Raw genomic sequence first — 11,565 nt, forward strand, 5'->3', positions numbered from 1 at the left:
CTGCCGCGATTGGCAGGGGAATCTTGTTCCTTATTCAGTAGGCACTTTAATTTCGCCTTTAATGATTTTTTCACGGTATTCATCAACTTTTTTCAAGATATCTGCAGATACGTTCTTGTCCGAAGTTGGAGCGATACCTACACCGTTCTCTTTCAAGCCCATGAACGTTGTTTTTCCACCTGGGAATTTATCTTCAACGAGCAATTTAGCAATTTCGTATACCGCAACGTCAACCTTTTTAATCATAGATGTCAACGTAATATCGTGGCCAAACGTCTCGGATTGGTCCATATCTACGCCGATAACCCATACGCGCTCACCGCGGCCAAAGCGCTCTTTTGCTTCGTTAAATACACCGTTACCAACGATACCAGAAGCGTGGAAAATGATGTCCATGCCATCGCCATACAAAGTAGCAGCAGCACTTTTACCCATATCTACACGGTTGAAGTTACCAACGTAGATCGACTTAAACTCAGCCTTTGGATTCACTTCTTTAATACCTGCACGGAAACCAGCTTCGAAACGCTTGATTACTGGGTTCTCCATACCACCTACGAAACCGATTTTGTTCGTTTTCGTTGTCAAACCAGCGATAACGCCCACAAGGAAGGAACCTTCGTGCTCTTGGAACAATACAGAAGCAACGTTAGGTGCTTTCACTTCGCCATCGATAATACCCATTTTCTTGTCTGGGTTGTCTTTGGACAATTGTGCAATTGGATCAACCAAAGGGAAGCCAGTACCCCAAGTCAGGTCATAACCGCCTTTAAGGAATTGATTCAAGTTAGGAATGATGTCTTTGTCAGACTTCGGCTCCAAATATTTAATTTCAACGCCGAACTCATCTTTTGCCTTATTCAATCCTGCCCATGCGGATTGGTTAAACGATTTGTCGTTTACGCTACCCATATCCGTTGCAAGGCCGATTTTCAAGTCTTTGCCTTTAGCGCCATCTGTAGCTGCGCCGTTTTCTTGTTTTGCGCCTTCAGTGCTTGGCTTAGCGCCGCCGCAACCAGCTAGTGCAAACGAGAACACCATCGCTACCACCATAAGCAACATTACTGATCTTCTTTTCTTCCCTACCATACTTCTAGTCCCCCTAGTATTCATCATGGTAAAGCTTAAGCTAACTACTTACGTTTCAATACTGCGTATAAATAAGTTGCGTATGCATGCTTCACGCTCCGCATGCACATCATGTTGTAAAAGCGCTTACACGCAACACCCCCCAAGTAAAATATAGGTAGTAACCGCTTTCATTAGTGATTCAAGGCCATGTCCATGTTCCTTATGCTCATTCTCATGTATAATGATGATGGACCCATTTTACACAGGGGAAGTGTTGCTCATGATCACGGACTTGCGACAAGTTAATTTTCTTCAAGATCTACCCGACCATGTGTTGCATGAGTGGGAACTCAAACTGAAGCAAAGACAGTTTAAGAAGAATCACACCCTCATTTATGAGGATGATCAAGATACAGATATTTATATTGTTCGTTCTGGTTCTGTAAAAGTGTTTCGCTTGCAAGAGGGCAAAGAAATTATTTATAATTTCTTCTTCCCTGGTGAGATGATTGGTGAATTGGAAGCCATATATCCGAACCAAGCTCGCATTGCTTCAATAGAGGCAATGGAGGCGGTTCACGCTTGGGTTATGAGTCGCAGCGACTTTATCGAATTAGCGGAGAAGCATCCATCGGTTCTGAAACGCGCTTATTGTCAATTAGTTGACCATATCCGTGTATTAAACCGTAAAGTTTGTTATTTATCCTTTATGGATGTTCGCAGAAAGACCGCTAATTTACTGCTGGACTTATATTACAATCTAGGTCGCGAAGAAGACGACCGTATTAAGATTACTTATAAGTTTACACATCACGTGATGGCCAACATGATTGGCGTTACACGTGAATCCTTATCCAAGACGCTAAAAGAATTTCAAGACGAACAGCTTATTACACTGGAGCAAAAGCATATCTACATTCTTGATTTCGAGCGACTGACCGCTATGTGCGAATCAGACGTCCCGCATCCAAAGCAACGACGTTGGCGTTCTGAAGATTCCATGCCAAATTTACTTTGAATGTTCGGATATTATATTTGAAGTAGCCATGTAAAGCGCTTTCTTAACGTAGTTTCATTCTTATTTTATGCTACAATGGCCGACGTTGCAGTAACGTTAGCCTTCTTTTTTTTGTGATGAAGATTACAAAATAAAGCGGAATGTCCGCACCGCATGGATCGAGCGTCTCATGTTACGCTCTTAGTAAACGTTTACAGGTTATTTATATGTTGTTTTTCACACAATAAAACGACCTGTTTCAACAAGATAGGATGGGGGATTTCATAATGAGTGTTCATTTGGAAGCAAAACAAGGTGAAATTGCAGAGGTTGTATTGATGCCAGGAGACCCTTTGCGTGCGAAATACATCGCTGAAACATTTTTGGAAGACGTAACATGCTACAACACAGTTCGTAACATGTTCGGTTACACAGGTACTTACAAAGGAAAACGTATCTCTGTACAAGGTTCTGGTATGGGTATTCCATCGTTCTCCATTTATGCTACAGAGCTCATTAAAGACTATGGCTGCAAAACGCTTATTCGCGTAGGTACTTGCGGTGCAATCCAACAGGACGTTAAAGTTCGCGACGTATTGATCGCTCAAGCAGCTACAACTGACTCAAGCATCGTACCTCACAACTTCCCTGGGTTCCACTTTGCACCAATCGCTGACTTCGGTTTGTTGCACAAAGCATACGAAGTAGCTACAAACCAAGGTTTGTCCGTACGTGTAGGTAACGTATTGTCTGCTGACTTCTTCTACGGCGAGAACAAAGAAGGCGTCATGAACCTTGGTCGTCACGGCGTATTGGCTGTTGAAATGGAAGCTGCTGCATTGTACATTTTGGCTGCTAAGCATAACGTACGCGGCTTGTGTATTTTGACTGTAAGTGACCACATCTTGACTGGCGAAGAGACAACTTCTGCTGAGCGTCAATCCACTTTCAATCAAATGATGGAAGTTGCATTGGAAACAGCGATTGCTTCTGTTTAAGACATTCATATTTAACTAATATAACCCTCCCCTACAACGATTTAAGGCCAGATCTTAAATTCGCTGTAAGGGAGGGTTTGTTTGTTTGTTTGTTTGTTTGTTTGTTTGTTTGTTTGTTTAATTACTTGTTTGCCTTGCAGTTGGCTCTCTACTCCATCATTTCTTGTCATATCCCAAAAATAAGTACTAAAAAACCCACATCATTAAGATGTGGGTTTCTATATGTGTTACGTAGCATTTGCAATATGAATGGCGGAGAAGGTGGGATTCGAACCCACGTGAGCTTGCACTCTAACGGTTTTCAAGACCGCCCCGTTATGACCACTTCGGTACCTCTCCACATATGTGATTGTTCATAATCTAAGTGTTACCTTAGCCGAACAATCACAATTATAGCATACAGATTCAATTAAATCAAGTACAGGCTGTTGAAAAATAAAACTTATTTTTTACGGATAACTTCCATTCCGCCCATATATGGGCGCAGCACTTCTGGTACAACGATCGAACCGTCTTCTTGTTGATAGTTCTCCAAAATTGCCGCTACAGTACGACCTACAGCGAGGCCTGAACCATTAAGCGTGTGTGCAAATTCCGGCTTCGACTTTGCATCACGGCGGAAACGGATATTAGCACGGCGTGCTTGGAAATCCTCAAAGTTAGAGCAAGAAGAAATTTCACGGTAGCTATCACTGCTAGGCAACCATACTTCGAGATCGAATGTTTTTGCCGATGAGAAACCAATATCACCTGTGCAAAGCGACATAACACGGTAAGGAAGCTTGAGCAACTCCAATATTTTAGCCGCTTGCGCTGTTAGCGATTCCAACTCAGCGTAAGAATCTTCAGGCTTAACAATTTTAACGAGCTCAACCTTGTTAAATTGGTGCTGGCGAATAAGACCACGCGTATCGCGGCCTGCTGAGCCTGCCTCCGAGCGGAAGCATGCACTATATGCCGTGTAGTTGCGCGGCAAATCGTCTACACTTAAAATCTCTTCACGATGCATATTCGTTACAGGAACTTCAGCCGTTGGAATAAGGTAGTACTCTGTACCTTGCAGTTTGAATAAATCTTCTTCAAACTTAGGTAGTTGACCTGTACCAACCAGGCTATCCTTATTAACGATAAATGGCGGCATTACTTCTTCATATCCGTGCTGTCCTGTATGTACGTCCAGCATGAAGTTAATAAGCGCGCGCTCCAAACGAGCCCCTGCGCCCTTGTAGAACACAAAGCGAGAGCCAGTTACTTTTGCTGCTGCTTCAAAATCTAAAATACCTAGATCTTGCGCCAAATCCCAGTGTGCCTTTGCTTCAAACGTTAATGGCTTCGGCTCCAACTCACGACGAACCTCTATGTTCTCGTCTTCCGAATGTCCAACTGGTACGCTTTCGTGCGGTACGTTCGGAATAGCCAACGTCAATTGTTCAATCTGTACCTCAATATCACGAATCTCATCATCCAGCGCTTTAATACGGTCACCGACTTCGCGCATTTCAACGATTAAGTCGTCAGCAGATTCGCCTGCTTTTTTCTTCTTCGCCACTTCTTGCGAAACAACGTTGCGGTGATTTTTAAGCTGTTCCGTTTCCTGCAACACTTCGCGACGGCGCGCATCCAACTGCGGGAACTCAGCAATCATATCTTCTGATTTACCACGATTCTGAAGTGCTTGTACAACACCTTCAAAATCGTTACGTAAACGTTTAACGTCTAACACGAATATCCCTCCTACACAAGTAGAAACGGCTAACTTCTCCTTACTTTTACTAAGGAGATACCGTTTCTGTCACATGAGCTTGCCATGTATGTTTAACCCTAAAATCAGGGGCTTATCATCAGTAAATTAATCAGTAAAAACACCTTAACCCTACCCCATAGGGGGAAAGAAGTCAAGGTGTTTCTTCATATCCTTTTTACTTATCGTACGTCAACTGCTCTATGTTTAACCATTTCAACAAAATAGCTGTGCAACCTCACATCATCCGTCAATTCTGGATGGAATGAGCAAGCAAGTAAATGTCCTTGGCGAGCGATGACGATTTCATCGTTCACTTCGCACAGCACTTCAACATCTTCGCCCACGCTCTGAATTAGAGGGGCTCGGATGAATACAGCTTGTACGGCTACATCTATCCCCTTCACCGCTAAATCAGCCTCAAAGCTTTCGCGTTGACGGCCAAACGCATTGCGAAGCACGGTCATATCCATGAGAGCAAGATGAGCTTGCTCCTCACCTTGCTGGCCTTCAATATGCTTAGCTAGTACGATGAGTCCAGCACACGTACCGAAAATCGGTTTGCCTTGCGCCGAGAAGTCGCGTATGGCATCGATGAATCCGTATTTTCGCATGAGCTTGCCAATCGTTGTGCTCTCTCCACCTGGAATGACTAATCCGTCCAGTTCAGCAAGCTGTTCGGGCCATTTCACCTGAACTGCCTGTGCACCTGCCGTTTCCAAGCTGCGCATATGTTCTGCAACAGCGCCTTGCAGCGCCAACACTCCAATTTTCATGCGTAGGACCCTTCTTTCTGCTTACCAGCCGCGGTCTGACATACGTTCAGACGGTGACAGCTTCGAAATTTCGATGCCTTTCATCGGTGCGCCCAAGTTCTTAGATACTTCCGCGATAAGCTTGTAGTCTGTGTAATGTGTTGTTGCTTCTACGATCGCGCGAGCAAACTTTTCAGGGCTATCCGATTTGAAAATACCGGAACCTACGAATACACCATCAGCGCCCAAATGCATCATCAACGCAGCATCAGCTGGCGTAGCTACTCCACCTGCCGCAAAGTTTACAACCGGCAACTTGCCGAGTTGGTGAACTTCAAGCAACAAATCATACGCAACACCCAAGTTTTTCGCTTCAGCGTACAACTCATCTTTGGACAAGTTTTGTACTTTACGAATTTGGCTGTTAATATGACGCATATGACGAACAGCTTCAACGATGTTACCTGTTCCCGGTTCACCTTTTGTACGGATCATAGCCGCACCTTCGCTAATACGACGAAGCGCTTCGCCAAGATCTTTAGCGCCACACACGAAAGGAACAGTAAACTCGTTCTTATCGATATGGAACACTTCATCAGCTGGAGTCAATACTTCAGACTCATCCAAATAGTCAACACCAAGTGACTCAAGGATTTTAGCTTCCACGTAATGTCCGATACGCGCTTTAGCCATGACTGGAATGGAAACAACTTTCATAACTTCTTCGATGATAGTTGGGTCAGCCATACGAGCTACACCGCCAGCTGCGCGAATATCCGAAGGAACGCGTTCCAGCGCCATTACTGCTGTAGCGCCTGCCGCTTCCGCAATTTTTGCTTGCTCCGCGTTCATGACGTCCATGATGACGCCACCCTTTTGCATTTCTGCCATACCACGTTTAACTCTAGCTGTACCTGTTTCCATCCTTGACTGCCTCCTGCCATAGCATACTAGTCAGATATTGAGATCTCTCTCATCTCTATCAACCTATTTTACATGAAAGAGTAAGCGATAAACAATCATTTTAGTCGGAATTAATTGACCAAAAGTTTAGATTGAACAATTAGAACAATCCTTTTATCGACATAAACAAGTCAACAAAAAATTCTTGAATCGCGCGGAACATCAGACGCCACCAGCTGCCTTTTTCCACTTCTTCAGAAGCGATCAAATTAACGGTCTTTTTTTGCTCAATTCCGTTATCACTGTACGTAAATGTTGCCGTACCTACTTTTTGACCATTCTTAATAGGCGCCTCTAGCTGCTCAGCAGGGATAAGTTTAACTTCTTTTTTCAACTTACCCTCAATGCTTGCACCTTTAGGCAGCGCGAACGTAATACCTGTCTCTGTGACGATAGGCACCTCTGTACTAACACCCTTTTTAATAGGTGCCGTCGTGTGGCCTTCAACAGCATTTTTAGGAGCAACAGCCGTCTTTAACTCATATGTGTTAAAACCGTGATCCATAAGCTTCGCCGTTTCTACAAAACGCTTACCCTTATCTTTGCGATCAGTACCCATAACAACAGTAATCAAGCGCATACCATTGCGCTCTGCCGTACCTGCAAAGCAGTTACCTGCTTCGTCTGTAAATCCTGTCTTCATTCCGTCCAAGCCCTGATACGCATAACGCTTGAAATTGGGAACCGATTTGTTCGCCTCAAGCATCCAGTTCAAGTTCTCGATCGGCGTCTTGTCACGCTCACGGAATTTATATTTTTGAATCTTAGTATACTCGCTAAAATTAGAATGATCGACTACAATCGCCTGTACAAGTTTTGCTACGTCCATGGCAGACATCACTGTCTCTTCTTTGCTCGCAGGCTGGAACTCCTTCGGCATATCATCGCGTCCTAAGCCTGTTGAGTTGATGAAGTGCGCTGTCTCCATACCTAGGCGTTTCGCCGTATCATTCATGAGATCGACGAATTTGGCTTCCGTACCCGAAATAAACTCAGCAAGTGCAACTGTTGCATCATTAGCTGAACCGATCGCCATCGCAATATACAGTTCTTTTACCGTGTGCTTATCATTTTCCGCAAGGAAAATACGTGAGCCTTGTGTCAAAGCTGCATGCTTCGTTGTTGGCACTTCGCTATTCCAACTAATTTCCTTACTTTTGATTTTTTCCAGTACAATGTATTCCGTCATCATCTTTGTCATACTTGCAGGCGGGAGCGCTGTCTTAGAGTTGTAATCAACCAAGATTTGACCTGTACTTGCTTCCATTAAAATGGCAGAGCTTACTTCCAAACCAAGCGACTCTTTAGTTCCTTTAGGTGCCGATGTAGCCCCTGCGGTAGGCTTTGTAGCCTCCCCAGCTTTAGTTCCTTGAGCAACAATACTTGACCCTTCAGCAAGTGCTAAGCCAAAAGACGGCATTACAGCAAAAGTTAGTATATGACATGCAGTTACAAGCGCCACCGCTCGCTTCCATGTTGTTCGTTTAGTTGTGTTATTGTTTGTGTTAGTATTCATTTTGGTATTGGGCTTAAACACCACGTACAACTCCTCTCTCCATGAGAACCTCTTATAATATTAAATGATTGCAGTCGTATTTGACCATGTGTGCAAACCATATGAAGTTATTCTAACACAGCGTCATACACAAAAAAAAGACAGGGTTGTTACACCCTGTCTAACTTTGTCGAAAGAAACCAATTTTCCCATTAAAGGTTTATGTTATAGAGAATAGTTTGGCGCTTCCTTCGTAATTTGAACATCATGCGGATGGCTTTCACGCAAGCCAGCACCTGTAATACGTACAAACTGTGTATCATTTTTCAACTGCTCCAAGTTAGCTGTACCGCAATAGCCCATACCAGCCTTCAATCCTCCAAGAAGTTGGTGGATAGTATCAGCCAATGGCCCCTTATAAGGAACTCGACCTTCAATACCTTCAGGTACAAGTTTCTTCTCATTGCTGCTATCTTGGAAATAACGATCCTTACTGCCTTCTTTCATCGCTCCTAAAGAACCCATTCCACGGTATACTTTGAAACGACGGCCCTGATAAACTTCCGACTGACCTGGGCTTTCTTCCGTTCCTGCGAACAGGCTGCCAAGCATAACTGCGCTAGCACCTGCTGCAATAGCCTTCGTAATATCGCCGGAATATTTAATACCACCATCTGCGATAACCGGAACACCGTATTCACGTGCCACTGTAGCACAGTCATATACCGCTGTAATTTGCGGTACACCAATACCAGCAATAACGCGTGTCGTACAAATAGAACCTGGTCCGATACCTACTTTAACAACGGATGCGCCTGCTTCAATTAAATCACGAGTCGCTTCGCCAGTAGCCACGTTACCAGCTACAATTGTAAGCTCTGGATATATGCCACGTAGTTTGCGTACGGCTTCAATAATGTTAATATGGTGTCCATGGGCAGAGTCAACGACAATTACATCAACACCAGCCTGCACAAGCGCTTCAGCACGCTCATACGTATCTTTGGAAATACCAATAGCAGCGCCTACGAGCAAACGCCCTTGCATGTCTTTAGCTGCATTAGGGTATTGAATTGCTTTTTCAATATCTTTAATGGTAATAAGACCTTTCAACGTGTTCGTCTCATCCACTAATGGCAATTTTTCGATTTTATGCTGCTGCAAAATGACTTCCGCTTCACGCAGGGTTGTTCCAACCGCTGCTGTTACAAGGTTTTCGTGCGTCATGACATCACGAATTGGAATGTTGTAGTCATGCACAAAGCGCAAATCACGGTTCGTGATGATACCAATAAGCTTATTGTCTTCGTCAACAATCGGAACACCCGAAATACGGTATTTAGCCATTAAACGATCTGCATCAGCAACAGTGCCATCTGCTGTCAAAGAGAAGGGATTCGTAATAACGCCACTTTCAGAGCGTTTTACACGATCCACTTCTTCTGCTTGTTGCTCAATGGACATATTTTTATGGACAATACCAATTCCGCCCTCGCGAGCAATAGCAATTGCTAATGGAGCTTCCGTGACTGTATCCATACCAGCTGCCATAAATGGAATGTTTAACTGAACTTTATCGCTCAATCGTGTAGATACATCCGTTTCTCGCGGCAATGTGACCGATTTACGAGGCACCAACAACACGTCATCGAATGTTAAACCTTCTTTTGTGAACTTAGACTCCCACACCAAAAGTTCCTCCCTTTCCTACGCTTGCTTTTGTCTTTTCAGCACATACAACATGCTAAATTTGTCTATTTGTGTTTAGATATTATGCCAATATTAGCAGAGCCCATAACCAGTGTCAAGGTTGAAAGAACACTGAAACTACCCTTACTATTCCACATAACACCCAATTTTAGCGCACTTTTCAAATAAAAATAAAAAAAACCACCGACATATCGTCAGTGGTCTTTGCTGCTTGGCAACGTCCTACTCTCCCGGGACCCTGCGGTCCAAGTACCATCGGCGCTGGAGGGCTTAACGGTCGTGTTCGGTATGGGAACGCGTGGAACCCCTCCGCCATCATCACCAGACAGCTTGGCTCGTTAATACTCGCCAATATTTAATTCAAGACTTGCGCCCTGAAAACTGATCGTGAAAGGTAAATCGTCACTTCGAATCATCTTGCTTATTTAGGATAAGCCCTCGACCTATTAGTATTCGTCAGCTCCATACATTACTGTACTTCCACCCCGAACCTATCAACCTCGTCGTCTTCAAGGGGTCTTACCAAAAGTGGGAAATCTCATCTTGAGGGGGGCTTCACGCTTAGATGCTTTCAGCGCTTATCCCTTCCATACTTGGCTACCCAGCGATGCTCTTGGCAGAACAACTGGTACACCAGCGGTATGTCCATCCCGGTCCTCTCGTACTAAGGACAGCTCCTCTCAAATTTCCTACGCCCGCGACAGATAGGGACCGAACTGTCTCACGACGTTCTGAACCCAGCTCGCGTACCGCTTTAATGGGCGAACAGCCCAACCCTTGGGACCTACTTCAGCCCCAGGATGCGATGAGCCGACATCGAGGTGCCAAACCTCCCCGTCGATGTGGACTCTTGGGGGAGATAAGCCTGTTATCCCCAGGGTAGCTTTTATCCGTTGAGCGATGGCCCTTCCATGCGGTACCACCGGATCACTAAGCCCGACTTTCGTCCCTGCTCGACTTGTAGGTCTCGCAGTCAAGCTCCCTTATGCCTTTGCACTCTTCGAATGATTTCCAACCATTCTGAGGGAACCTTGGGGCGCCTCCGTTACTCTTTAGGAGGCGACCGCCCCAGTCAAACTACCCACCTGACACTGTCCCCGAACCGGGTAACGGTCCTAGGTTAGAACTCCGATACGAACAGGGTGGTATCCCAACGGTGCCTCCACCTAAGCTGGCGCTCAGGTTTCTAAGGCTCCCACCTATCCTGTACAGTCCGTACCAAAGTCCAATATCAAGCTGTAGTAAAGCTCCATGGGGTCTTTCCGTCTTGTCGCGGGTAACCTGCATCTTCACAGGTATTAAAATTTCACCGGATCTCTCGTTGAGACAGCGCCCAATTCGTTACGCCATTCGTGCGGGTCAGAATTTACCTGACAAGGAATTTCGCTACCTTAGGACCGTTATAGTTACGGCCGCCGTTTACTGGGGCTTCGGTTCATAGCTTCGCCTTGCGGCTAACCACTCCCCTTAACCTTCCAGCACCGGGCAGGCGTCAGCCCGTATACTTCGCCTTGCGGCTTCGCACAGACCTGTGTTTTTGCTAAACAGTCGATTGGGCCTATTCACTGCGGCCCCCTCGGGCTATTAACCCTACCGAGGCACCCCTTCTCCCTAAGTTACGGGGTCATTTTGCCGAGTTCCTTAACGAGAGTTCTTCCGCGCGCCTTAGAATTCTCTTCTCGCCTACCTGTGTCGGTTTGCGGTACGGGCACCTTCTCCCTGGCTAGAGGCTTTTCTCGGCAGCATGAAATCAAGACCTTCGGTACTATAAATTTCCCTCCCCATCACAGCCCAGCCTTAGTGATGTGCGGATTTGCCTACACATCGGCCTCACT

The 11,565-nt window shown here is 45.2% G+C and carries 8 protein-coding genes, 1 tRNA gene and 2 rRNA genes (1 of these 11 cut by a window edge); 2 read left to right on the forward strand and 9 right to left on the reverse strand.

Going from position 1 to position 11,565, the window contains the following annotated elements:
* Positions 1-30: 30 nt before the first annotated feature.
* Positions 31-1,089, reverse strand: a complete 1,059-nt coding sequence (locus KIK04_RS09845; RefSeq protein ID WP_232278067.1) for a BMP family lipoprotein — start codon at positions 1,087-1,089, stop codon at positions 31-33.
* Positions 1,090-1,312: 223 nt separating this feature from the next.
* On the opposite strand from KIK04_RS09845, the gene KIK04_RS09850 reads away from it, so the two are divergent.
* A complete protein-coding gene (locus tag KIK04_RS09850; RefSeq protein WP_232278068.1) occupies positions 1,313-2,089 on the forward strand; it encodes a Crp/Fnr family transcriptional regulator in 777 nt (258 codons plus the stop codon).
* A gap of 266 nt (positions 2,090-2,355) precedes the next feature.
* Positions 2,356-3,066, forward strand: coding sequence for a purine-nucleoside phosphorylase (deoD, locus tag KIK04_RS09855; RefSeq protein WP_232278069.1), 711 nt, complete (start codon positions 2,356-2,358; stop codon positions 3,064-3,066).
* Between the two features lie 250 nt (positions 3,067-3,316).
* On the opposite strand, the gene KIK04_RS09860 is transcribed toward deoD, so the two are convergent.
* From KIK04_RS09860 to KIK04_RS09895, 8 genes are all read right to left on the reverse strand, one after another.
* Positions 3,317-3,405 (reverse strand) — tRNA-Ser (locus KIK04_RS09860).
* A gap of 103 nt (positions 3,406-3,508) precedes the next feature.
* Positions 3,509-4,789, reverse strand: a complete 1,281-nt coding sequence (gene serS, locus KIK04_RS09865) for a serine--tRNA ligase (RefSeq protein ID WP_232278070.1) — start codon at positions 4,787-4,789, stop codon at positions 3,509-3,511.
* Positions 4,790-4,989: 200 nt separating this feature from the next.
* Positions 4,990-5,583 carry a pyridoxal 5'-phosphate synthase glutaminase subunit PdxT gene (gene pdxT / locus KIK04_RS09870; RefSeq protein WP_232278071.1) on the reverse strand — a complete coding sequence of 198 codons (594 nt, stop codon included), beginning with the start codon at positions 5,581-5,583 and terminating at the stop codon, positions 4,990-4,992.
* A 21-nt stretch (positions 5,584-5,604) separates the two neighbouring features.
* Positions 5,605-6,486 carry a pyridoxal 5'-phosphate synthase lyase subunit PdxS gene (pdxS, locus tag KIK04_RS09875; protein ID WP_232278072.1) on the reverse strand — a complete coding sequence of 294 codons (882 nt, stop codon included), beginning with the start codon at positions 6,484-6,486 and terminating at the stop codon, positions 5,605-5,607.
* Between the two features lie 139 nt (positions 6,487-6,625).
* Positions 6,626-8,041: a D-alanyl-D-alanine carboxypeptidase family protein gene (locus KIK04_RS09880; protein WP_232278073.1), complete on the reverse strand. Its 1,416-nt coding sequence runs from the start codon at positions 8,039-8,041 to the stop codon at positions 6,626-6,628.
* 204 nt (positions 8,042-8,245) lie between these two features.
* Positions 8,246-9,709 carry an IMP dehydrogenase gene (gene guaB / locus KIK04_RS09885; RefSeq protein ID WP_232278074.1) on the reverse strand — a complete coding sequence of 488 codons (1,464 nt, stop codon included), beginning with the start codon at positions 9,707-9,709 and terminating at the stop codon, positions 8,246-8,248.
* A gap of 230 nt (positions 9,710-9,939) precedes the next feature.
* Positions 9,940-10,056, reverse strand: a 5S ribosomal RNA gene (rrf, locus tag KIK04_RS09890).
* A 100-nt stretch (positions 10,057-10,156) separates the two neighbouring features.
* Positions 10,157-11,565 (reverse strand): 23S ribosomal RNA (locus KIK04_RS09895); it runs 1,525 nt beyond the window's last position.

The organism is Paenibacillus sp. 481, from assembly GCF_021223605.1.
Lineage (GTDB): Bacteria > Bacillota > Bacilli > Paenibacillales > Paenibacillaceae > Paenibacillus_B.

Excerpts from the sequence above, each read along its gene's own strand:
- KIK04_RS09845 (WP_232278067.1), bottom strand. The coding sequence starts at position 1,089 with ATGGTAGGGAAGAAAAGAAGATCAGTAATGTTGCTTATGGTGGTAGCG.
- KIK04_RS09850 (WP_232278068.1), top strand. The coding sequence starts at position 1,313 with ATGATGATGGACCCATTTTACACAGGGGAAGTGTTGCTCATGATCACG.
- deoD (WP_232278069.1), top strand. The coding sequence starts at position 2,356 with ATGAGTGTTCATTTGGAAGCAAAACAAGGTGAAATTGCAGAGGTTGTA.
- pdxT (WP_232278071.1), bottom strand. The coding sequence starts at position 5,583 with ATGAAAATTGGAGTGTTGGCGCTGCAAGGCGCTGTTGCAGAACATATG.
- pdxS (WP_232278072.1), bottom strand. The coding sequence starts at position 6,486 with ATGGAAACAGGTACAGCTAGAGTTAAACGTGGTATGGCAGAAATGCAA.
- KIK04_RS09880 (WP_232278073.1), bottom strand. The coding sequence starts at position 8,041 with ATGAATACTAACACAAACAATAACACAACTAAACGAACAACATGGAAG.